The organism is Alcaligenes sp. SMD-FA, assembly GCF_025960365.1.
Taxonomy (GTDB): Bacteria; Pseudomonadota; Gammaproteobacteria; order Burkholderiales; family Burkholderiaceae_B; genus Alcaligenes; species Alcaligenes aquatilis.
The window spans coordinates 1,993,468-2,015,188 of the sequence record NZ_CP110108.1 but is presented as its reverse complement, the minus strand read 5'-3'; the positions used below and the strand labels follow the sequence as shown (position 1 = coordinate 2,015,188).

Genomic DNA, 21,721 nt, shown 5'->3' with positions numbered 1-21,721 from the left:
GGAAAAATCAGAAAGTAATGGAGAATCCGCCGTCTACAACCACGATATGGCCATTGACATAGGAAGCAGCCGGGGAGGCCAAAAACACAGCAGCAGCGCGGATTTCATCCGGATTGGCCCAGCGTCCCAAGGGATTGCGGCCAACCACCAGAGGGCCTTTGACCGGATCCTGGGCCAGCGCCGCATTGCTTTCTGTGGCAAACGTGCCAGGGGCAATGCCGTTGCTGGTAATGCCCTGCCCGCCAAATTCTACTGCCAGCGCACGCACCATGCCGGCCAGTCCCTGCTTTGCGACGGGGTAAATAGCGTCACCCGGACGGGCCAGCGGGCCTGCAATGGAGGTCAAGGTCACAATACGACCTTGCTGGGCTTGGGCGTGCAGCATGGCCTGGGCCGCGTATTTGGACAATTTCAGCGTGGCCAGCAGGTCCACATTCAGCAAATGCTCAATATCGTCCCAATTGGCGTCCTGCAAGCGGCTGCGCAGTCGTACGCCTACATTGTTCACCAGAATATCCGGTGTGCCGGCGCGCTGGCATAGGGCCTGGTAGGAGCCCGGCAAGGAGTCCAGATCGGCCAGATCGTGCTCCCAGGTATCGACATGGGCGCCAACGGCTTTCAGTTCCTCGGCAAGCGGCAGGAGTTTGCTGGCGTTGCGGCCATGCAGAATCACATGGGCGCCATGGGCGGCGTAGGCACGGGCGATTTCCAGGCCCAGACCAGCAGAAGAGCCGGTCACCAGAGCGCAGCGGCCGGCCAGGGAAAAATTGGCTTGATAGGAGCTTAAATCAGTCATTGTCTACAGCGTATGGCGTGCTTCGCCACGGTGGAAAGCCGCAATGTTTTCGATCAGCTGGTTTGCCAGGGCTTGCATGGCTTCCTGACTGGCCCAGCCTATGTGCGGCGTCAAAATGTAATTGGGCAAGTCTAACAAGCGCATCAGGATATGGTCCGCGGGTGGCGGTTCGGGCGTGCAAACATCAATGCCGGCGCCACCCAGCCAGCCTTGCCGCAAGGCGTGCTCCAGCGCTTGATTGTCAATCAGCCCGCCACGGGCGGTATTGATCAGCAAGGGGCGGCGCGGGGCCATACGCTTAAATTCGGCCATGCCCAGCATGTTCTGCGTTTCTGCTGTCAGCGGGCAATGCAAGGAGAGGATGTCCGCCTGTTCCAGAACTTGCTCGAAAGGCAGGCGGTCATCAGCATTACTGACGATGGTCTGACCACGGCGCTGGGCAAAGATGACTTTCATGCCCAAGGCGCGGCCCATGGTGGCAACGGCTTGCCCCAAGGAGCCCGAACCGATCAGCCCCAAGGTGGAGCCGGCCAGATCGCGTATGGGATAGTCGAAATAACAGAACTGTTGGGCTTCTTGCCAGCGGCCTTCTTTGACAGACTGGCGGTAAGCGCAGATATTGCGACGCAAGGCAAAGATCAGCGCAAAAACGTGCTCCGGAACACTACGTACGGCATAGTCGCGGATATTGCTGACGACAATCTGGTGTTCGCGGGCGGCATCCAGGTCGATATTGTCGCTACCGGTAGCGGCCAGCGCGATCATTTTCAAGTTGGGCGCGGCCTGCAAATGCTCACGTCGCAGCGCCACTTTATTGCTGATGACAATGTCGGCATCAGCAATACGTTCGGCCACTTGATCGGGAGCCGTACGTCCGTACACTTGCAGTTCATGCTTAAAGGGAACCTGTGGCAGCTGTACGCTGTCTGACAGTGTCTCTCTATCCAGAAAAACGATACGAGTCAAAGAAGTCATGCCTGTCCTTGTCCTGGGTTGTCCCCGCTATTCTGGCCCTATTTTCAGAGGGCTCTTAGCTTTGCCGGGTACCATCATCCGATATAGTAATGGGATTGACGCAGGCTTGTCCTTGGTCTGATCCTCATAACCCTGTTTTATAGGTTATTGCTTATGCTCTTGTCCCTCTTGCTTTCGTTGGGCGCCCACGCCCTGATACCGGATAACGTCGCTAGCACCACTCCCCCACTGTACGACATACGGGACTTCTTTCAGAATCCCAAGCGTAGCGGTTTCCGGATTTCGGACCAGGGGCGCATGATCGGCTTTATGGAGCCCGTCAAAATTGATGGCAATCCCGCCCGTCAAAATATCTTTGTGCAAGAGTTGAAAGGCAGTGAACCGGTCGGTGAGCCTCGTCGAGTCACCGCTGAACATCAGCGCGATATTGCCGAATACTTCTGGAAAGGCGACCAGACCGTTATTTACGCCAAGGACGTCAATGGCGACGAGAACTATCACGTACTGGCCGTGAACGTGATCACGGGCAAAGTCACTGATCTGACACCGCTGGAAGGTGTGCGCGCCGGTGTACAGGATGACTTGCCCGACGACCCGGAGCATATCCTGGTGTCACACAATGGCCGCAACCCGGAAGTGTTTGATGTCTACAAGGTGAATGTCCTGACCGGCGAAAGCACCCTGGCCGCTGAGAACCCAGGCGATGTACTGGGCTGGAGCACGGACCATCAAGGTCGTGTGCGTTTGGCGATCTCGATCTCGGGCGTAGATTCCGAACTGCGTTACCGTGACAGCGAATCCGAGCCCTTCCGCAGCATTTTGCAAACGGACTTCCGTACCGAAGTCAGCCCCCTCTTCTTTCACGCGGATAACCAGCGTTTTTACGCGCTGAGCAATCGTGGCCGTGACACTTCGGCCTTAGTCCTGATTGATCCTGCCAAGCCGCACGAGGAAGAGAAAATTTACGAATTGCCTGATTACGATTTGATGGGGGCCGGTTATTCCCGTCTTCGCCAGGTGCTGACCTCGGTGGATTACTACACCGACAAACCGGGTCAGCATTTCTTTGACGAGCACAGCGAGAAAGTCCACGCGGCAATTGCGCGCCAACTGCCCGGCTACGAGATCAGCGTTCAGTCCATCACCCGCGATGAAAAGAAAATGATTGTGGCCAGCTACAGCGACCGCAATCCAGGCTCACGCTACCTCTATGACGTGGATAGCAACAGCCTGCATAAGCTGGCTGTCATCAATAGTGCGCTGCCTGAAAGCGATATGGCGACCATGCATCCCATCGAATTTACGGCACGCGATGGCATGAAAATCCACGGCTACCTGAGTCTGCCGCTGGGTGTACCCAGCCGTAATTTGCCGGTGGTAATCAACCCGCACGGTGGCCCTTGGGCGCGCGACTATTGGGGCTTTAACCCCGAGGTGCAGTTCCTGGCCAACCGTGGCTACGCCGTCTTGCAAATCAACTTCCGTAGTTCGACCGGTTATGGCCGCAAGTTCTGGGAAGCGGGCTTCAAGCAATGGGGCCTGAGCATGCAGGACGATATTACCGATGGCGTGCAGTGGCTGATGGATCAAAAGATTGCTGATCCCAAGCGTATTGCCATTTACGGTGCCAGCTACGGTGGTTATGCGACCTTGGCCGGTATCGTCAAAACCCCGGACTTGTACGCGGCTGCAGTGGACTATGTAGGCGTGTCCAACTTGCTGACTTTCATGAACACCATCCCGCCGTATTGGAAACCGCTGCTGGTGAAAATGCACGCCATGGTGGGCGATCCGGAGAAGGATAAAGAGCTGCTGGAAGCCAACTCTCCGGTTCTGCACGCCGACAAAATCCGTACTCCGCTATTTATTGCTCAGGGCGCACATGATCCTCGGGTGAACAAGGCGGAAAGCGATCAAATGGTCGAGGCTTTAAAAGCACGTGGTGTAGACGTGGAGTATATGGTCAAGGACAACGAAGGCCACGGCTTTCACAACGACGAGAACAAGTTCGAGTTTTACGAGCGCATGGAACGCTTTCTAGCGCGACATTTGCAGCCTTGATTGTTTTGGAGTGGCGCGACAAGCTCGCGCCATTTTGTTTATCGCAATTTTGGAAGGGGAACGTATGAAACTGTATTACATGACCGGTGCTTGTCCTTTGGTAATCCGCATTGCATTGGAGTGGCTAGGCAAGCCATTTGAATCCCAGCGCGTTAGCCGCGACGAACTGCAACAAGAAGCCTTCCTGAAACTGAACCCGAGCGGCGCTGTGCCGGTTCTGGTGGACGGTGATCTGGTCTTGACGCAAAGTATCGCTATTCTGGAATACTTGAACGAAAAGAACCCGCAAGCCAATTTGATTGGCAGCACGATCGAACAGCGCTTTGAAGCGCGCCGCTGGCTGGCTTTCCTGAACGCTGAAATCCACCGTAACGTGGGCGTGGTGTTCGGTGTGCATCGCTACGCTGATCAGGAAGCGACCCAGGCCGAAATCAAAGCCAAGACCGCTGCTTTGCTGACCAAACAACTGGGCGTGATTGACAAGCACCTGGAAGGCAAAGAAACCCTGTCGGGCTCCTTGTCTGTGGCCGATGCTTACCTGTACGTGGTGCTGCGCTGGGCTGGCCTGATGAAGCTGGACCTGTCGGGCATGAAGAACCTGAACGCGTTCTTTGCTCGTATGGAGCAGAACGAGGGCGTGAAAGCGGCCTTGCGTGGTGAAGGTCTATTGAAGGATTAAGCTTGTGTGCAAAGCGAATAGTGAGTGATTGATCCTTCAGATAGCACGAGACGAATCACACACTTATCTGGCGAGCCACACAGCATCATGCTCTGGGACAGGTTGATAGTGAGTAAAAACAGACTGTTCAGTTTTTATCGGCAAAGACACGATGGGCCTGCTCCCAGAAACCTCGGCTATTATGCGGCAAGCTGGCTTGCCGCATTGGCCGTCTTGGCCTTGTTTGCCTTCATTAATTTTCATGTATTAAAACCCACGGATGTCAGCGGAACGCTATTGGGCGGTATGTTTGGCGCCCTATTCAATCTTAGCTACTGGGTTTTTGGCGTATCAGGCCTATGCGCTCTAGCGTTGTTCCGGCTCTCTGGATGGCATATTACCTGGGTATTAGCGGGGCTACTGCAAGTGGGTATCAGTGCGCTGTGGCGGATTCAATATTGGCAGGCGTATGAACGACATGAGCAGATGTTGTCACCTGGGCTTGGCGAGCTCTATGTATCCATGCTGGTAGGGGCGGGCCTCGCGGCGATCGGCATCGTGAAATATCGACAGGCCGGACTTTACCCGATAGCATCCCGACCAAGCAAGGTTAAAACAGTCGTTGCGTTATTGTTGGTCGTGCTTTACTTGGTGCTGCCGCTGCATTTCAATTTACGTACCCCTCTTCCTGATTGCGCCTTTGGCTCCAACGGGCAGCAGCTCACACTCTGTTTGGAAAACGAGTAGAAGTGAACGGTGGCCCAGCCTCTTTTTGCCTTGCGCCACTTTTTGTTGAAACGGATACTTATTTGAGACTAAGCAGGGGTAAATAAAAAAACCAGAGATTGGCAGATACGCCATCTCTGGTTTTTTTGGTGTTCAGCTTTTTTCTGGGGTGCAAATACGTCAAGCCCCCAAATACGCCTTCCGAATATCCGGATTGGCCAACAGATTGGCCCCGGTATCCTGCATCACCACTTTCCCGGTTTCCAGCACATAACCACGGTCTGCAACTTGCAGAGCCTTATTGGCGTTTTGTTCCACCAGGAACACCGTCACACCTTCTTCCCGAATCATGCGGATGATGTCGAAAATCTGGGCGATGATCAGTGGGGCCAGGCCTAGCGTAGGTTCGTCCAGTAGCAGCAAGGAAGGCTTGCTCATGAGCGCACGCCCGATGGCCAGCATTTGCTGCTCACCACCTGACATGGTTCCGGCACGTTGGGCTGCGCGCTCTTTCAGGCGGGGAAACAGTTTGTAGACGTGCTCCTCCCCTTCTTCGATCTCGCTGCGGCTCAGAAAGAAGCCGCCCATCTTCAGATTTTCCGATACGGTCAAGTCTGGAAAGACGCGGCGGCCTTCGGGAGAGATAGCGATGCCTTTGCGCATGATGCGGTGCGTATCGGCTTGGGTAATGTCCTCGCCCATGAAGCTGATGCTGCCCGAGCTGGCTCGGGGCGAGCCACATACGGTCATGAGCAAGGTGGTTTTGCCAGCGCCGTTCGCGCCAATCAGGGTGACGATTTCGCCCTGATTCACGTCCACGCTAACTTGATCCAGCGCCTGAATAGCGCCGTAATGGGTAGATACGGAATCCAGCTTCAGCACTTATTCTTCCCCCAGATAGGCTTTGATGACGCGCGGATCATTGCGCACTTCTTCAGGTAGGCCGGTGGCAATGGGTTTGCCATACTCCATGACCAGGATCCGGTCTGACACGCCCATAACCAGGCTCATATCGTGCTCGATCAGCAAGACGGCCACGCCAAACTCCCGGCGTAGCTGGTCGATCAGGGCCTGTAGATCGCGTTTCTCTTGGGGGTTCAGGCCCGCTGCAGGCTCGTCCAACATCAGCAAGCGAGGCTTGGTAATCATGCAACGTGCAATTTCCAGGCGGCGCTGGTGGCCGTAGGCCAGGTTGCCCGCTTCACGGTTGGCCAGATCGGTCAGACCCATGAAGTCCAGCCATGTCACGGCTCGTTCTTTGGCCTGTTTTTCTGCCAGCTTGTAGCGTGACAGGTTTAACAGGCCAGACAGAAAGCCGGCCTTGAGCTGACTGTGCTGGGCAACCAGCAGGTTTTCCAGTACGGTCAGTTTCTTGAACAGGCGTACGTTCTGGAAGGTACGCACCAAGCCTTTTTGTGCCACTTTATGGCTGGACAAGCCGTGGATGGGCTGGTCTTCCAGGGTGACCGAGCCGGAGGTGGGTTTGTAAAAACCACCGACACAGTTAAATACGGTGGTTTTCCCAGCGCCGTTAGGGCCAATAATGGCAAAGACTTCGTCTTTCTTTACATCGAAGCTGACGGAATCGACTGCCAGCAAGCCACCAAAACGCATCGACAGGTTTGATACTTGGAGTAATGGGCTCATGTACGCAACTCCACATGAGGGCGTTGCACAGGTAACAAGCCCTGTGGACGCCAAACCATCATGGCAACCATGACCAAACCAAAAATCAACATCCGATACTCCGCGAACTCTCGGGCCAATTCAGGAACCACTGTCAGCACAATGGCAGCCAGAATGACGCCAATTTGTGAACCCATACCACCCAGCACGACGATGGCCAGGATTAAGGCTGATTCAATAAAAGTGAAGGACTCTGGGTTGACCAGCCCCTGACGGGCAGCAAAGAAAGCACCGCCAAAACCGGCAAACATGGCGCCCATGGTAAAGGCGGACAGTTTGATGGTGGTGGGGTTCAGACCCAGCGATCGACAAGCAATCTCGTCCTCGCGCAAGGCTTCCCAGGCACGGCCAATAGGCATGCGCACCACACGGCTGGAGACTAACAAGGTAATCAGGGCCAGAGCCAGGGCCATCAAATACAGATACACCACGACGTCCTGATTGCTGAAGGTCCAGCCCATCATATCGTGGAACGTGGTCTGCCCTTCTGGCGCACGGCGCGCCATGGGGAAACCGAATACGGTTGGCTTGGGAATACCGGAGATGCCGTCTGGGCCACCCGTCAGGTTATACATATTGATGAGCAAGAGGCGAATGATTTCACCAAAGCCCAGGGTAACAATGGCCAGGTAGTCGCCGCGTAAGCGCAGTACGGGGAAACCCAGCAGGAAGCCAAACAGGGCCGCCATACCACCCGCCAGCGGCAGCGCTTCCCAGAAGCCCCAGCCTGCGTAGTGATAGAGCAAGGCGTAGGTATAGGCACCTACGGCATAAAAACCCACAAAACCCAGGTCCAGCAGGCCGGCAAAGCCGACCACAATGTTCAGCCCCAGGCCCAGCATGATGTAGATCAGCACCAGGGTGGCAATGTCCACTTGGGCACGACCACCAAAAAAGGGCCAGACCACGGCACAAGCGATCACGATGTACAGCAGGATCTTCTTGTGCTGCATGCTCAGTTTGGGCAAGGTCCAGCGGCTTTCACGCACCTTGGTGCGATTGACGTTAGGGCGGATCAACTGGACGACAAAGACCAGTGCCATGCCGATAAGGATGATCTGCCAATCGCTTTCCAGGTGGGTGGTCATCCCGGTGCGTATAATTTGCAGGCCAAAGACGGGAGCCACAATAATGCCTGCCAGGACAGCGGCGATAAATGCATTGCTAAAGCGGTTCATCATTAGACTTTCTCCACCTCGGGTTTACCCAGCAGGCCCGTTGGGCGGAACAGCAGGATAAAGACCAACAGTAAAAAGGCCACGATGTCCTTGTACTGCGACGAAATAAAGGCAGCGGCAAAGGTTTCTGCCAAACCTAGCAAGACTCCGCCCAGCATGGCGCCGGGGATGCTGCCAATCCCGCCCAGCACGGCGGCTGTAAAGGCTTTGATGCCGGCAATAAAGCCGATAAAGGGGTTCAGTTTGCCAATGGCGGTGGCAATCAGCACGCCGCCCACGGCAGCCAGCATGGCACCGATGATAAAGGTGAAGGAGATGATTTTATTGGTGTCGATCCCCAGCAGATTGGCCATGCGCAAGTCTTGTGAACAAGCACGCGAGGCACGACCCAGACGCGAGTATTTGATGTAGAGGCTCAGCATGATCATCAGCACTACGGTGACGACAATAATCATGACGCGAGAGTAAGGCGCGGTAACCGTAAAGCCGTCCGAGCCCAGACTGAACTGGAAAGAACCCGTCAGCAAGGCGGGTACAGCCATATCGCGTGCGCCTTGGCCCAGGGCAACCCAGTTCTGCAAGAAAATGGACATACCAATGGCTGAAATCAGCGGGACCAGCCGAGGGCTGCCACGCAATGGCGCATAGGCAACTTTTTCAATTGCGTAGCCGTAAACGGCGGTTACCAGCATGGCAACCAGCAACATGATAAGAATGATCAGCCAGATGGGCAGACCCGAGCCTACGCCAATCGCAGTCAGGGTCACCAGCCCGACATAGGCGCCGATCATGTAGATCTCGCCGTGGGCAAAGTTAATCATTCCGATAATGCCATAGACCATTGTGTAGCCGATGGCGATCAGTGCATAAATAGCGCCCAAGGATAAACCATTGAACAGCTGCTGCACGATCTGAGGGAGTAAATCAGACATGCTTGTTTTTTTCCGTTGAGTCCGTCGTTTTGTTTTGAGGCTTTGTGGGCATCTAAAAGCAATGCCCCCGTTCTTCGTAGAGAGCGGGGGCACATCATCCAGTCTTATTTCTCAACCAGATCAAAGTTACCTTCTTTATCCCACTTGAAAACGGCAAATTCGAAATGTTTCAAATCACCCTTGGCGTCGTATTCTACCTTGCCAATGGCAGTATCGAACGCATTTGCGTGCATGTAGTCGGCTCCCTTGGCCGAATCTTCACCTACGGCATTGATCGTGTCGGCAATAATTTGCACGGCCGCGTAAGCCGGGAAGGTAAAGGCCCCGTTAGGATTGCGCTTGTATTTGCTGAAGTTTTCCATCACATCCTTGTTGGCCGGCATCTTGGTGAAGTCGGTTGGCAAGGTCACCAGCAAACCTTCCACGGCCGGGCCGGCAATGGCGACCAGATCGCGGTTGGCAACGCCTTCCGGGCCCATGAAGGTGTTGGTCATGCCTTGCTCGCGAGCTTGACGCAACAGCAGGCCCAGCTCGGCATGGTAACCGCCGAAATAAATCAGATCGGGGTTCACACCCTTCAGTTTGGTGATTACGGCCGAGTAATCGCTGTCGCCAACGTTAATACCCTCGTACATGACAATATTCATGTTCTTTTTCTTGAGCGCGTCACGCACTTGAGTGGCAACACCTGAGCCGTAAGTCTGCTTGTCGTGCAGGACGGCAATGCTCTTGGGCTTGAGAACGTCAGCAATATAGTCGGCTGCAAAGGGGCCTTGTTGGTCGTCACGCCCAATGGTGCGGAAAAAATAATGAGGCTTGATGGTGTCGGTCACCAAGGGCGAGGTGGCTCCGGGAGTAATCGCGACAATGCCTTCTTGTTCGTAAATATTGACCGCAGGCACCGTTGTACCCGAGCAGGCGTGAGCAACAGCGAATTTTGCGCCAGAGTTGAGCACGCGGTTGGCCGCCGGCACAGCCTGCTTGGGTTCGCATGCGTCATCAATCAGAACGGCTTCCAGCTGTTTGCCTTTGACACCCCCAGCGGCATTAATCGCGTCAATCGCGGTCAAGGCACCGGCCTGGATCTGGTCACCGTATTGGGTGGACGGGCCGGTCATGGGCTGAGGAATACCAATTTTGATGGTGTCCGCCGCGTAGCTTGTGCCCATGGCCATTACGGTGGCCAAAGCGGTCAGAGCGGGGGTGAAGCGTCGAGTAAAGGTCATAGCAACTGTCTCCCGAGGCCGGGGTCTACCGGCATTACTTTTAGAAAGTGCTTGTTCTGGTGCTTGCATTCACATTGTTCTGCACCAGGGGAACCCATTTTGGGGGAGCCGCCTAAAACTTGTCACTTCGTATAAGCCCTAGCGCCCTACTTATTTATTTTTGCAATAAGGAGGCACTGTTAATGGGTAGGCTAAAATCCGCCTGCTTACTAAACGCCTTCTCTATAAAAAAGAAAAGAGGAGATCCTTTCGGAGCCCCTCTACTCTTTGACTGCTTTTTTATTGCGCTATATCAATTCCTGGCAACGTGCTAGGGAGTTATCCGAGTGTCAGGAAAACTCTGCAGCCAATTCACCGGCCCGCACTTTGGCGGCATTGACGGCTTTTTGCACCAGTGGCGTAAAACCGCCTTCATTAAAGACCGTCAAGGCCGCTGCCGTTGTCCCCCCTTTGGAAGTAACCCTTTCGCGCAAGACTGAAGGCTCCTCCGGCGACAGAGTGGCCAGTTGGGTTGCGCCGTGCAAGGTGGCCAGGGACAACTGACGAGCCTGCTCAGGGGACAAACCTTGTTCAATTCCGGCTTTGATCAAGGCTTCGATAAACAAAAACACATAAGCTGGACCACTGCCCGATACTGCGGTGACAGCATCAATGGCGGCATCGTTTTCAACCCAGACGACTTCCCCGACGGATTTCAACAGTTGTTGTGCAATGGCTTTATCGCTTTCATCGACTTGTTCCAGAGCCATCAGGCCGGTAATGCCACAACCAATAAAGGCTGGGGTATTGGGCATGCAGCGGATCACGCGCTGGTATGGCTTACCGGGTTCGCCCAGCCAGTCGGCCAGAGCGGTTGCCGGGATGCCAGCGGCGACGCTGATAACCAGAGTGTCCTCTTGCAGATAGGGTTTGCAGGCCAGCACGGTTTCCTTCATGACCTGGGGCTTGACGGCAAACACCCAGATACGTTGCTTGGACAAGGCCGGGCCGGGTTCATGGGTGGTCTGTACACCCTGCTGAGCCCACGACTCCAGTGCTGGGGGGTAAATATCAATGGCCAGAACGTCCGAGCCGCCGCAGCGTTTCCCGATTAAACCAGCGGCCAAGGCACTGGCCATATTGCCCGCGCCAATAAACGCCAGCTTAAAAGAGGTATCGTGTGGATTCATCATCGCTCCCATTAGAAATCTGTCCTTTGACGCGTTTTTCAGCAGTCGAGGGTAATTAGTCATTGCTTATATAACGTTCCCATGGCTACATTCATGAGAGCGTCATAAACAAGTAATAAGCTTGAGTTTTAAACCTGCTACACCATTAGCGGCACCTTTTATACAGGAGAAAGCCTGATGCGAACAAAACTATTTGCTCTGTCTCTAGCCGGTCTGATTGCTTCTATCGGCACTGCGCAAGCGGCCACGGAAATTCAGTTCTGGCACTCAATGGAAGGGGCCTTGGGCGAACGGGTTAATGCATTAGTCAAAGACTTTAACGCATCTCAGTCGGACTACCAGGTTAAAGCTTCGTATAAAGGCAACTATGGCGAGTCCATGAACGCTGGCGTCGCCGCTTTCCGTGCTGGTAATGCCCCCGATATTTTGCAGGTATTCGAGGTGGGTACTGCCACCATGATGGCGGCCAAGGGCGCCATTGAGCCGGTGCAGGAAATGTCGGAAAAAGTAGGCAAGCCTATTAATCCAGCGGAGTTCCTGGGTGCCGTTGCCGGTTACTACTCGTCTAATGAAGGCAAGCTGATTTCCATGCCCTTTAACAGCTCCACGCCGGTGCTGTACTACAACAAGGATGCCTTCAAGAAAGCCGGCTTGGATGCTGAGAAACCACCCAAGACCTGGCAAGAATTGCACGCAGCAGCCAAGAAACTGCGTGAATCTGGCCAAGAGTGTGGCTACACCTCCTCCTGGCCCTCGTGGATATTGCTGGAGAACTTTGCCGCTTGGCACAACATTCCCTTTGCCAGCGAGAATAACGGCTTTGGTGGCCCCGGCGCCCGTCTGCAACTGGATAACCCGCTGTTTCTCAAGCACATTAGCTTTCTGGCGGACATGTCCAAGGACGGCACGTTCTCCTACGGTGGTCGCGGCGATACCGCTAATGCCCTGTTTACCAGTGGCAAATGCGGCATGTTTACCGGTTCCAGTGGTAACCGCGCCAACATTATCAAAACCGGCGAATTTGAGTTTGGCACCAGCAGCCTGCCCTACTACAGCGATGTCCAGGGCGCGCCCCAGAACTCCATCATTGGTGGTGCCTCCCTGTGGGTCTTTGCCAAAAAATCGGATGATGTCTACAAAGGCGTGACCGAATTCTTTCACTTCATCTCCAGCCCGGAACAAGCTGCGGCCTGGCACCAGGACACCGGCTATGTGCCTGTGACCAAAGCCGGCTTTGAAATGACCAAGGACTCCGATTTCTATGCCAAGAACGTGGGTGCAGACGTTGCCGTCAAACAGCTCGATGCCAGCACCACCGAGAACTCGCGTGGTATCCGTCTGGGTTACCTGCCCCAGATTCGTGATATCGAAGACGGTGTCATGGAGCAGATTTTTGCGGGTAAGGTCACGCCTGAAGAGGGTTTGAAAGCCATGCAAAGCCGTGGTAATGAACTGCTGGAGCGCTTTGAAAAGAGCGTGAAGTAAGCCCGACCCGCCTTGCGCGGGTGGTTTACAATCGAGCGTATGAGCGCAGTTGCTGATGACTTGCTGTTCTGGCGCCAAGCCAGCATCGTGTCGTGATGCAGTCCAAGCCGCTCATACGCTTTTCGTTTCACTTGAAGTCTGTCCACCCTGATGGTGGCGCTCCCTTCCCACTGCGCGCAAACCTATGGAAAAACGAGTCGTCTTTCGTCATAAGACACTGCCCTATTTGCTGCTGGCCCCGCAGCTAGCCATTACCCTGATCTTCTTTTTTCTGCCTGCCGGTCAAGCGCTGTGGCAGGCTTTTCATTTGGAAGATCCTTTTGGCCTGTCTTCGCAGTTTGTGGGCCTGGACAATTTTGCCGAGCTGTTCAGTAGCGCGGAATATAGGGCCTCGTTCAAGACAACGGCCGTATTTTCGCTTGCCGTGTCGGTGCTGGGCTTGGTGGTGGCACTGATTTTGGCCGTGATGGCAAATCGGGTAATACGAGGAGCACTGCTGTATCGCAGCCTGCTGATCTGGCCTTATGCGGTGGCAACCGCGGTGGCCGGGGTATTGTGGTTGTTCCTGTTTTCTCCATCAGTGGGGATCGTGGCCGTGTTCCTGCTGGAGCATGGCATTCAGTGGAATCCACGCTTGAATGGCAATGACGCCATGTTGCTGGTGGTGATTGCGTCGGTCTGGAAGCAGATCTCCTACAACTTCCTGTTTTTTCTGGCCGGCTTGCAAGCCATCCCGCGTTCGCTAATCGAAGCTGCGGCGATGGATGGGGCTGGTCCCATGCGCCGCTTCTGGGGCATTGTGTTTCCTTTGCTGGCCCCTACGACCTTCTTCCTGCTGGTCGTGAACATTATTTATGCCTTCTTTGACACCTTCGCCATTATTGACGTGGTCAGCCAGGGCGGTCCAGGCGAGGCGACCTCGATTCTGGTTTACCGGGTTTACAACACGGGTTTCCGTGGTTTGGATATTGGCTCCTCGGCGGCTCAGTCTGTGGTGCTGATGGCCGTGGTTGTGGCGCTGACAGTGATTCAGTTCCGCTATATTGATCGCAAAGTGACGTACAGCTGATGCGCAGCAAGGAACACAGTCATGGTTGAACGACGCCCTATTCTTGATTTTTTCACGCATCTGACCCTGATTCTGGGTGTGATCGTGATTGCCCTGCCCTTGTATATCACCTTTGTGGCCTCCACCCAGACCAGTGCGGAAGTCGCGCGTGCGCCTATGTCGCTCTGGCCTGGCTCGCACATGGTGGAGAACTACATTACCGCCTTGCAGGGTACGGCTACCAACTCCCCTCCAGTCGGACGCATGTTGCTGGTCAGCATGGTCATGGCCTTGGGCATTGCGGTGGGCAAAATCATTATTTCCATGCTCTCGGCCTTTGCCGTGGTGTATTTCCGCTTCCCTTTTCGCATGCTGTGTTTCTGGATGATTTTCATCACCCTGATGCTGCCGGTGGAAGTGCGCATCATGCCCACGTATGAGGTCGTGGCGGACTTGCATTTGCTTGATAGCTACGGGGGCCTGATCCTGCCCCTGATCGCCTCTGCAACCGCTACCTTTCTATTTCGTCAGTTCTTTCTGACGGTGCCTGATGAACTGATCGAGGCCGCTCGCATTGACGGTGCTGGCCCCATGCGGTTTTTTAAAGATGTTCTGCTGCCTTTGTCCAAGACCAGTATTGCCGCTTTGTTTGTGATTCAGTTTATTTACGGCTGGAACCAGTATTTGTGGCCGCTGATTATTACCACCAAAGAGGATATGTACCCGATCGTGGTCGGGATTCGACGCATGATCTCCGGTGGTGACAGCGTGACCGAGTGGAACGTGGTGATGGCAACGGCCCTTTTGGCCATGATCCCACCTGCTTTGGTGGTGATGCTGATGCAAAAGTGGTTCGTCAAAGGTCTCATCGACTCTGAAAAGTAATTCTCTACAGGCTTTATTGAATGGCTAGCTTACGATTTGAAGGCGTCAAGAAAACCTACCCGAACGGGACGGTCGTAATTCACGGTATTGATGTGGACGTGAAAGATGGCGAGTTCGTGGTGATTGTGGGCCCCTCTGGATGCGGTAAATCAACCTTGATGCGTATGGTGGCGGGCCTGGAGTCTGTCACGGGGGGCCAAGTACTGATCGACGGTAAAGTCGTCAATGATATGGAACCGGCAGAACGCGACATCGCCATGGTGTTCCAGAACTACGCGCTCTACCCGCATATGTCGGTCTTTGACAATATGGCCTACGGCTTGAAGATCCGTAAGTTTTCCAAGGACGAAATCAAGCAAAGGGTCAATGCCGCTGCGGCGATTCTGGAGTTGGGCGCCTTGTTGGAACGCCGCCCTGGGCAACTGTCGGGTGGCCAGCGTCAGCGTGTTGCCATGGGCCGTGCGATTGTCCGTGAACCTAAGGTGTTCTTGTTTGACGAGCCCCTGTCCAATCTGGACGCCAAGCTGCGGGTACAGATGCGACTGGAAATTCAGAAGCTGCATCGCCGCCTGAAAACCACCAGCTTGTATGTGACTCATGATCAGATCGAGGCCATGACCTTGGCCGAGCGCATGATTGTGATGAATCAGGGCATGCCCGAGCAAATTGGCACTCCAGCCGAGGTGTTCGAGAAACCTGCTTCCGTTTTTGTAGCCACGTTTATCGGTTCACCCCCCATGAACTTGTTGCCCGTGCAGGTGAACGAGCAAGGCGCAATCATGCAGGATAACGGTCAGCCCGTACAGTTTGGCCCGGAGATGGTGCCCGCTGCAGTACGTGGTCGTAAGGTGTTCTTGGGTATACGACCAGAGCACATCAAGCTGCATGTGCCCGGTGTGACAACGCAAGTGGAAATGGTGGAAGTCTTGGGTTCTGAGCAGTTGTTGCACTTGGGTTGTGGCGACTATCGCATTATCGTGCGCTGCCCGATTGAGCAGACCCGTAAATACCCGATTCAAATTGGCGAGGCCATTCAGATTGGCTATATGCCGCCCCACCCTCTACATTGGTTTGATCGCGATACGGGATTGCGTATTGAGGCCTGAGCAAACGCCAAGGCAAGGCACAATAAAAAACCGGCCCGAAGGCCGGTTTTTTTACGAGCAAGAATCAGGGATTACTTGCCGTAGACGGTTTTAGTACCGTCAGCGTGCCAGCTAAAGACGTCAAATTTGAAGTCGTTCAGGTCGCCCTGCTTGTTCCAGCTGATTTGGCCGATGGGCGTTTTCACGCTATTGGCGTGCAGGTAGTCGGCAACTTTGATGGGATCATCAGCGCCAGCGCCCTTGATGCCTTCGGCAATCGCGAGAGTGGCGGCATAGGCGGACAGTTGGAACGCGCCGCTAGGGTCACGCTTCTTGTCCTTGAAGGCTTGGACGATAGCCTGGTTATCCGGATCTTGCGAGAAGTCCGCAGGCAAGGTCAGCAGCATGCCTTCAACAGCTTTGCCAGCAATCGCGTTAATGTCGGGATTACCCACGCCTTCTGGGCCCATGAAGTGAACTTTCACGCCTTGCTCAGCGGCTTGGCGCAACAGTAGGCCCATTTCCGGGTGGTAGCCACCAAAATAGACGAAGTCCACGCCGGTGGATTTCAGCTTGGTGATGACGGCAGAATAATCGCTGTCGCCTGCGTTAATGCCTTCAAACAGAGCAACTTCGGTGCCCGCTTTTTGCAGTTCGGAGCGAACCGAAGCGGCAATACCTTGACCATAGGACTGTTTGTCGTGCAGGACGGCGACCTTAGTCGGTTTGATCTGTTCCAGAATAAACTTGGCCGCTGCCGGGCCCTGCTGGTCGTCACGACCAATGGTGCGCAGGATCATGTCGTAACCTTTGCCGTCGGTAACAGCGGGTGCTGTTGCCGAAGGGGTCACCATTAACACGCCTTCGTTGTTGTAGATGTCAGTGGCCGCGATGGTCGCGCCCGAGCACACGTGACCGACAACATAGTGGATCTTGTCATTCACGATGCGGTTGGCTGCGACGGGACCTTGCTTGGGTTCGCAGGCATCGTCAACAGTGACTAGTTCGAGCTGTTTGCCCAACACGCCACCAGCCGCGTTGATCTGTTCGATGGCGGTATCGACGCCTTGTTTGACCATGTCACCGTATTGAGTCACCGAGCCGGTGAAAGGACCAGCCAGCGCGATACGGATATTGTCAGCGTGAGCAGCACCGGACAAGAGCAGACCCGTTGCCAGGCTCATGGCCGCTGCAACAGGAGTGAAACGAATTTTCATAGAAAACACCTCCGTGAATATGCAGGAAAGCATACACCGATAACAGGGCTTTATGCCTGCCTTGCGGGCGAATTCAGGGTTTTCTATAAGGGGAATAGGAAAGGCCACCGTATGGTGGCCTTTTTTTATCGCTATTTGAGGGCGATAAGCAGGTAATTACTGCAGCAGGCTACGCAGCATCCATGCATTTTTCTCGTGTACGTCCAGGCGCTGGGTCAACAAGTCAGCCGTAGGCTGGTCGTCGGCAGAGTCAGCACGATTAAATGCGGCGCGAGCAGTGCGAGCCAAGGCTTCGTTACCTTTGACCAGCAGTTCGATCATGGTGGTGGCGTTTGGAACGGACGTAGGCTGCGAGATGGACGACAGCTTCTGGAATTCGGCGTAAGTACCTGGGGCGTAGTGACCCAGGGCACGGATACGCTCGGCGATATCATCCAGGGCTTGCCACAGTTCGGTGTACTGCGTCATGAACAGCTCATGCAGTGTCTTGAACATGGGGCCGGTGACGTTCCAGTGGAAGTTATGCGTCATCAGGTACACGGTGTAGGAGTCGGCCAGTACCTTGGACAGCTCGTTGACTACCGCAGCACGGTCTGCTGTCGAAATACCGATATCGATCTTCAGGGCGCTGCTGGCGGCTCCAGCAGGAGCGGTGGGTTTGGCAGCGACAGGCTTGCGGGCAGAGGCCGGCTTCGCCGCAGGTTTAGTTGCTGTCGCGGGCGCTTTGGCAGTCGTGGCAGGCTTTTTGGCGACGGGCTTTTTAGCGGTCACTTTCTTGGTGGCTACCGGTTTTGATTCAGCCTTTGTTTCAGCTGCAACTGTAACCTTGGTATCAGTGTTTGGGGCTGCTTCGGCCTTGCTGGCCTTGGCGGTTTTACTCACTGCTTTCACGGCTTTTGCCATAGTGGACTCCTGTTAAACAGAGGGCTAAATAGGTACTGAAGCAGAATAACACGCAGTAATGATGCGACTTACGCTAGTTCAGGATACGGGAAATTGCTGTTGTATTCGACTTTTAAGTAGTTGACCCCACCTAAGCCACTTTCCATGATCCCACGGGTCAACGCATCAATGGCTGAAATACGTGGAAAACTTTTGCGCCAAACCAAGGCAATGCGTCGATCTGGAATGGGTTTTTTGAAGGGAACGTAAGCGAGCAACTCGTTGGCTTGGCCTGGGGCACTTAAGGAGCTTGCAGGCAGGACCGTCAGACCGATGCCGGTAGCAACCATATGTCGAATGGTTTCCAGTGAAGAGCCTTCAAAGGTGCGCTGTATACCTTCACTGGATGCTGAAAAGCGCGACAGTTCCGGACACACATCCAGCACCTGATCGCGAAAGCAATGGCCGGCACCGAGCAGCAACATGGTCTGATCTTTCAGTTGTTCAGGATCGATTTCCTTGCGCTTGGCCCAGGCATGTTCATGGGGCATGGCCACCACAAAAGGCTCGTCGTACAGCTCGCGGATAACCAGGCCGGTTTCGGGCAAAGGCAGGGCCACAATGGCGCAATCAATTTCCCCTTGGCGCAGCAGTTCCAACAGGCGTACGGTAAAGTTTTCTTGCAATAAAAGTGGCATTTGTGGGGTCAGCTCGATCTGCTTGGGAACGAGCTTGGGCAGCAGGTACGGTGCCACGGTGTAAATAATGCCCACGCGCAAAGGGCCCGCCAAGGGGTCGTGGCCTTGGCGGGCAATCTCCCGCAGATTGGCCCCCTCTTCCAGCACTTTCTGTGCCTGGGTGACAATGCGCAGCCCAATCGGGGTAATAGCCACTTCGGGCCCGCCACGCTCGAAGATGACCACGCCTAATTCGTCTTCCAACTTCTTGATGGCCACCGACAGGGTTGGTTGGCTCACAAAGCAGGCTTCGGCAGCACGTCCGAAATGACGCTCGCGTGCTACGGCAACGATGTACTTCAGCTCGGTCAATGTCATGACAATTCCTTGTGCAAAACAGCATTAAGACCTTGGGTGAAGAACTCCGGCCTGACAGCCAGAGCCTCTCCGCCCCAATACGGGGGCGCCTGCGGCGCCATATCCATCATGCCTCGCGTAAGCACGCCGTAAATGGTCAGGCTTGCATGCAGGCTCGTGGTCAACTACGGAGTAATTCTTCTCGGCCCTTCATCCAACGCTGTAAATGGTGGTGTGCGTGGTCTGGATAATCACGGCGAAAGGTGCTGGCCAAGGTTTGGGCCTGCTCGATCAAGTCTTCATCGGACTCCAGACTGGCAAACCGCAAGCCTGCCTGTCCGGATTGGCGCATGCCCATGAACTCGCCCGGGCCGCGTTGTTCCAAGTCGCGCCGGGCAATTTCAAAACCATCAGTCGTTTCATACATGGCGCGTAAACGCAGGCGGGCAATAGCCGAAAGTGGCGCTTGGTACAGCAACACGCAAACAGACTGAATCTGCCCCCGCCCTACCCGACCCCGCAACTGATGCAGTTGCGCCAGACCAAAGCGCTCGGCATGTTCAATGATCATTAAAGAAGCATTGGGCACGTCTACACCGACTTCAATCACGGTGGTCGCAACCAGCACGTCCAGGTTGCCGCTGCGAAACGCCTCCATCACCTCAGCTTTTTCCGTGGAGGCCAAGCGGCCATGAATCAGGCCTACTCGCAAGGGAGCTAAGGCTTGCTCCAGAGCCGCATGGGTGTCTACAGCGGTTTGCAATTGCAGCGCTTCGCTTTCTTCAACCAGGGGGCAGACCCAATAGGCTTGTCGACCTTGAGCGACTTCGGCCCGAACGCGCGCCATGATTTCATCGCGGCGATTATCGGCGGCCAGTTTCGTAATGATGGGGCTGCGGCCCGGCGGCAGTTCGTCAATGGCGGAGACATCCAGATCGGCAAAGAAGGCCATGGCCAAGGTACGCGGGATGGGCGTGGCACTCATATTCAGTTGATGCGGCAAGTGGGCTTGCCCTTTCTTGTCCTGCGCGTCCCCTTTGCGGTTCAGTTCCAGGCGCTGGCCAACACCAAAGCGGTGCTGCTCATCCAGAATCACCAAGCCCAATTGCTGGAACTGGACATTGTCCTGAATCAGAGCCTGAGTGCCGATGGCCAGTCTGGCTTGTCCGGAGCTGATGGCGTCATAAGCCAGACGTTTGGCCTTGACGCCCAAACTGCCGCTTAGCCAGGCCAGCTCTACACCCAAAGGCTCCAGCCAGGCGCGCATTTTCAGGTAGTGCTGCTCGGCCAAGATTTCAGTGGGCGCCATCAGGGCCACTTGAAAACCGCTGGCAATCGCTTGCACGGCGGCAATGGCTGACACAATGGTTTTGCCGCTACCCACGTCACCCTGCAACAAGCGGTGCATCGGGTAAGCGCGTTTCATGTCCGCACTGATTTCCTTGACACAGCGTTGTTGAGCCGCTGTTAACTGGAAGGGCAAGGAGGCCAGCAAGGCTTTGGCCAGATCACTATTGCCTGCACGCATGGGCTTGGCGCGCTGAGCCTGACGGGCAGCGCGTGCCTGCGCCAGGGATAGTTGCTGAGCCAGCAACTCATCAAATTTGATGCGGCTCCAGGCTGGATGGCCATGCTCGAACAAATCGTCGTAGCTGAGCTCTGGTGGTGGGTAATGCAAAAGCCGGATGGCCTCGTTAAAAGGCATCAGACCGTATTCGTTACGCACTGCTTCAGGTAGCGTGTCGCGCAGGTCTGCGTTATTGAGCGCATCGGCAATGGCTTTGCGCAACTGCACCTGACTCAAGCCATCAGTCGTGGGATACACAGGGGTCAAGGCGCGGGCCAGGGGCTGACCGGCTTTGGTGACTTTGGGATGCACCATTTCCAGGCCATGAAAGCCCTGGCGCACTTCGCCGCGCACTCGCAGCGGCAAATCCCCTTGCAACTGCTTGAGCTGGCTGGGGTAAAAGTGCAGCCAGCGCAAGGCCAGCTCGCCACTTTCATCGGCAATACGTGCATGCAACTGCGCACGGGGACGAGCCTGGACGTCTGTACTCAGGATACGCCCTTCAATTTGCGCCATCTTGCCAGGGTAAAGATGGGCGATAGGCTCAACCTGAGTCTCGTCCTCGTAGCGCAAAGGAAGATGGACCACGAAGTCGGCAGGCTCTCGTAGGCCGAGCTTTTCAAACTTCTGATCCAGGCTGAGCGCTTTGCGTGGCGCAGCCCGTTTGGCCTGAGGCGCAGGCCGACCTGCGGTCATGGCAATACGTCTTTAGAAATTGAGGATAGCCTCGACCTCGAACTGAGCGCCTTTGGGCAGGCTGGCCACACCGATGGTGGAGCGTGCAGGGAAAGGCTGGGGAATCAGTTCGGCCATGATGGCGTTCGCGCTGGCAAAGCGGGACAGATCGGTCAAAAACAAAGTCAGTTTGACGATGTCACCCAGATTAGCGCCAGCTTCTTTGACCACAGCTTCCAGGTTGGCAAATGCCTGGCGTACCTGACCTTCAAAATTTTCAGATACCAGTTCGCCAGTGGCAGGCTCCAGACCGATTTGGCCAGACAGGAATACTGTCTTGCCGCCCGAAGCGATAATGGCCTGAGAGTATGGGCCTACAGCTGCCGGAGCGGCATCGGTGAAGACAACTTGCTTAGTCATAAGAAACCTCTGATGA

The 21,721-nt window shown here is 55.1% G+C and carries 20 protein-coding genes; 7 read left to right on the top strand and 13 right to left on the bottom strand.

The annotated features are described in order from the left end of the window. Positions 1-7 precede the first annotated feature (7 nt). Together OKX01_RS09305 and OKX01_RS09300 are read right to left on the bottom strand one after the other, a co-directional pair. The gene (locus OKX01_RS09305) at positions 8-796 is read right to left on the bottom strand and encodes an SDR family oxidoreductase (protein ID WP_264672837.1); all 789 of its coding nucleotides are present in this window, start codon (positions 794-796) and stop codon (positions 8-10) included. 3 nt (positions 797-799) lie between these two features. Continuing rightward, positions 800-1,771 carry a D-2-hydroxyacid dehydrogenase gene (locus OKX01_RS09300; RefSeq protein ID WP_264672836.1) on the bottom strand — a complete coding sequence of 324 codons (972 nt, stop codon included), beginning with the start codon at positions 1,769-1,771 and terminating at the stop codon, positions 800-802. Positions 1,772-1,924: 153 nt separating this feature from the next. On the opposite strand from OKX01_RS09300, the gene OKX01_RS09295 reads away from it, so the two are divergent. From OKX01_RS09295 to OKX01_RS09285, 3 genes are all read left to right on the top strand, one after another. After that, on the top strand, positions 1,925-3,832 hold the full coding sequence (locus tag OKX01_RS09295) for a S9 family peptidase (protein ID WP_264672835.1): 1,908 nt from the start codon (positions 1,925-1,927) through the stop codon (positions 3,830-3,832). Between the two features lie 64 nt (positions 3,833-3,896). Further along, positions 3,897-4,511 carry a glutathione S-transferase family protein gene (locus OKX01_RS09290; protein ID WP_094198345.1) on the top strand — a complete coding sequence of 205 codons (615 nt, stop codon included), beginning with the start codon at positions 3,897-3,899 and terminating at the stop codon, positions 4,509-4,511. 24 nt (positions 4,512-4,535) lie between these two features. Further along, positions 4,536-5,237, top strand: coding sequence for a hypothetical protein (locus OKX01_RS09285; RefSeq protein WP_264672834.1), 702 nt, complete (start codon positions 4,536-4,538; stop codon positions 5,235-5,237). 159 nt (positions 5,238-5,396) lie between these two features. On the opposite strand, the gene OKX01_RS09280 is transcribed toward OKX01_RS09285, so the two are convergent. The 6 genes from OKX01_RS09280 to proC all read right to left on the bottom strand — a co-directional run bounded on the left by OKX01_RS09280 (position 5,397) and on the right by proC (position 11,419). Beyond that, complete coding sequence (locus tag OKX01_RS09280) at positions 5,397-6,098, bottom strand: ABC transporter ATP-binding protein (RefSeq protein ID WP_094196701.1); 702 nt, start codon at positions 6,096-6,098, stop codon at positions 5,397-5,399. Further along, positions 6,099-6,863: a high-affinity branched-chain amino acid ABC transporter ATP-binding protein LivG gene (livG, locus tag OKX01_RS09275; protein ID WP_094196700.1), complete on the bottom strand. Its 765-nt coding sequence runs from the start codon at positions 6,861-6,863 to the stop codon at positions 6,099-6,101. Then, entirely contained in the window at positions 6,860-8,083 is a 1,224-nt protein-coding gene (gene livM, locus OKX01_RS09270) for a high-affinity branched-chain amino acid ABC transporter permease LivM (protein ID WP_121738934.1), read from the bottom strand. The genes livG and livM overlap by 4 nt, the downstream gene beginning before the upstream one ends. Continuing rightward, the gene (livH, locus tag OKX01_RS09265; protein ID WP_094196698.1) at positions 8,083-9,012 is read right to left on the bottom strand and encodes a high-affinity branched-chain amino acid ABC transporter permease LivH; all 930 of its coding nucleotides are present in this window, start codon (positions 9,010-9,012) and stop codon (positions 8,083-8,085) included. The genes livM and livH overlap by 1 nt, the downstream gene beginning before the upstream one ends. 104 nt (positions 9,013-9,116) lie before the next feature. After that, on the bottom strand, positions 9,117-10,238 hold the full coding sequence (locus OKX01_RS09260) for a high-affinity branched-chain amino acid ABC transporter substrate-binding protein (RefSeq protein ID WP_094196697.1): 1,122 nt from the start codon (positions 10,236-10,238) through the stop codon (positions 9,117-9,119). Positions 10,239-10,567: 329 nt separating this feature from the next. After that, on the bottom strand, positions 10,568-11,419 hold the full coding sequence (proC, locus tag OKX01_RS09255) for a pyrroline-5-carboxylate reductase (RefSeq protein WP_094196696.1): 852 nt from the start codon (positions 11,417-11,419) through the stop codon (positions 10,568-10,570). A gap of 165 nt (positions 11,420-11,584) precedes the next feature. Here proC and ugpB point away from each other — a divergent pair, with 165 nt between their 5' ends. The 4 genes from ugpB to OKX01_RS09235 all read left to right on the top strand — a co-directional run bounded on the left by ugpB (position 11,585) and on the right by OKX01_RS09235 (position 15,931). Further along, positions 11,585-12,892, top strand: coding sequence for a sn-glycerol-3-phosphate ABC transporter substrate-binding protein UgpB (gene ugpB / locus OKX01_RS09250; RefSeq protein WP_094196695.1), 1,308 nt, complete (start codon positions 11,585-11,587; stop codon positions 12,890-12,892). Between the two features lie 184 nt (positions 12,893-13,076). After that, a complete protein-coding gene (ugpA, locus tag OKX01_RS09245; RefSeq protein ID WP_094196694.1) occupies positions 13,077-13,961 on the top strand; it encodes a sn-glycerol-3-phosphate ABC transporter permease UgpA in 885 nt (294 codons plus the stop codon). A 21-nt stretch (positions 13,962-13,982) separates the two neighbouring features. After that, on the top strand, positions 13,983-14,825 hold the full coding sequence (ugpE, locus tag OKX01_RS09240; RefSeq protein WP_094196693.1) for a sn-glycerol-3-phosphate ABC transporter permease UgpE: 843 nt from the start codon (positions 13,983-13,985) through the stop codon (positions 14,823-14,825). 20 nt (positions 14,826-14,845) lie between these two features. Beyond that, on the top strand, positions 14,846-15,931 hold the full coding sequence (locus OKX01_RS09235; protein WP_094196692.1) for a sn-glycerol-3-phosphate import ATP-binding protein UgpC: 1,086 nt from the start codon (positions 14,846-14,848) through the stop codon (positions 15,929-15,931). A 71-nt stretch (positions 15,932-16,002) separates the two neighbouring features. Here the strand turns inward: OKX01_RS09235 and OKX01_RS09230 are convergent, their stop codons facing one another. The 5 genes from OKX01_RS09230 to OKX01_RS09210 form a co-directional block, all read right to left on the bottom strand. After that, a complete protein-coding gene (locus OKX01_RS09230) occupies positions 16,003-17,127 on the bottom strand; it encodes a branched-chain amino acid ABC transporter substrate-binding protein (protein ID WP_094196691.1) in 1,125 nt (374 codons plus the stop codon). Between the two features lie 156 nt (positions 17,128-17,283). Then, positions 17,284-17,751: a Dps family protein gene (locus OKX01_RS09225; protein WP_094198343.1), complete on the bottom strand. Its 468-nt coding sequence runs from the start codon at positions 17,749-17,751 to the stop codon at positions 17,284-17,286. Positions 17,752-18,098: 347 nt separating this feature from the next. Continuing rightward, on the bottom strand, positions 18,099-19,064 hold the full coding sequence (locus tag OKX01_RS09220; protein WP_094196690.1) for a LysR substrate-binding domain-containing protein: 966 nt from the start codon (positions 19,062-19,064) through the stop codon (positions 18,099-18,101). 160 nt (positions 19,065-19,224) lie between these two features. Further along, complete coding sequence (gene recG / locus OKX01_RS09215) at positions 19,225-21,306, bottom strand: ATP-dependent DNA helicase RecG (protein ID WP_264672833.1); 2,082 nt, start codon at positions 21,304-21,306, stop codon at positions 19,225-19,227. Positions 21,307-21,318: 12 nt separating this feature from the next. After that, positions 21,319-21,705 (bottom strand): Rid family detoxifying hydrolase, encoded by a 387-nt coding sequence (locus tag OKX01_RS09210; protein ID WP_042480596.1) that lies wholly within the window; start codon positions 21,703-21,705, stop codon positions 21,319-21,321. Positions 21,706-21,721 lie beyond the last annotated feature (16 nt).

What these genes read in the sequence shown, in the direction of transcription:
- OKX01_RS09300 (WP_264672836.1), bottom strand. Translation starts at nt 1,771, where the DNA reads ATGACTTCTTTGACTCGTATCGTTTTTCTGGATAGAGAGACACTGTCA.
- ugpB (WP_094196695.1), top strand. Translation starts at nt 11,585, where the DNA reads ATGCGAACAAAACTATTTGCTCTGTCTCTAGCCGGTCTGATTGCTTCT.
- livH (WP_094196698.1), bottom strand. Translation starts at nt 9,012, where the DNA reads ATGTCTGATTTACTCCCTCAGATCGTGCAGCAGCTGTTCAATGGTTTA.
- OKX01_RS09260 (WP_094196697.1), bottom strand. Translation starts at nt 10,238, where the DNA reads ATGACCTTTACTCGACGCTTCACCCCCGCTCTGACCGCTTTGGCCACC.
- proC (WP_094196696.1), bottom strand. Translation starts at nt 11,419, where the DNA reads ATGGGAGCGATGATGAATCCACACGATACCTCTTTTAAGCTGGCGTTT.
- OKX01_RS09230 (WP_094196691.1), bottom strand. Translation starts at nt 17,127, where the DNA reads ATGAAAATTCGTTTCACTCCTGTTGCAGCGGCCATGAGCCTGGCAACG.
- OKX01_RS09220 (WP_094196690.1), bottom strand. Translation starts at nt 19,064, where the DNA reads ATGACATTGACCGAGCTGAAGTACATCGTTGCCGTAGCACGCGAGCGT.
- recG (WP_264672833.1), bottom strand. Translation starts at nt 21,306, where the DNA reads ATGACCGCAGGTCGGCCTGCGCCTCAGGCCAAACGGGCTGCGCCACGC.
- ugpA (WP_094196694.1), top strand. Translation starts at nt 13,077, where the DNA reads ATGGAAAAACGAGTCGTCTTTCGTCATAAGACACTGCCCTATTTGCTG.
- ugpE (WP_094196693.1), top strand. Translation starts at nt 13,983, where the DNA reads ATGGTTGAACGACGCCCTATTCTTGATTTTTTCACGCATCTGACCCTG.
- OKX01_RS09210 (WP_042480596.1), bottom strand. Translation starts at nt 21,705, where the DNA reads ATGACTAAGCAAGTTGTCTTCACCGATGCCGCTCCGGCAGCTGTAGGC.
- OKX01_RS09235 (WP_094196692.1), top strand. Translation starts at nt 14,846, where the DNA reads ATGGCTAGCTTACGATTTGAAGGCGTCAAGAAAACCTACCCGAACGGG.
- OKX01_RS09295 (WP_264672835.1), top strand. Translation starts at nt 1,925, where the DNA reads ATGCTCTTGTCCCTCTTGCTTTCGTTGGGCGCCCACGCCCTGATACCG.
- OKX01_RS09290 (WP_094198345.1), top strand. Translation starts at nt 3,897, where the DNA reads ATGAAACTGTATTACATGACCGGTGCTTGTCCTTTGGTAATCCGCATT.
- OKX01_RS09305 (WP_264672837.1), bottom strand. Translation starts at nt 796, where the DNA reads ATGACTGATTTAAGCTCCTATCAAGCCAATTTTTCCCTGGCCGGCCGC.
- livM (WP_121738934.1), bottom strand. Translation starts at nt 8,083, where the DNA reads ATGATGAACCGCTTTAGCAATGCATTTATCGCCGCTGTCCTGGCAGGC.
- livG (WP_094196700.1), bottom strand. Translation starts at nt 6,863, where the DNA reads ATGAGCCCATTACTCCAAGTATCAAACCTGTCGATGCGTTTTGGTGGC.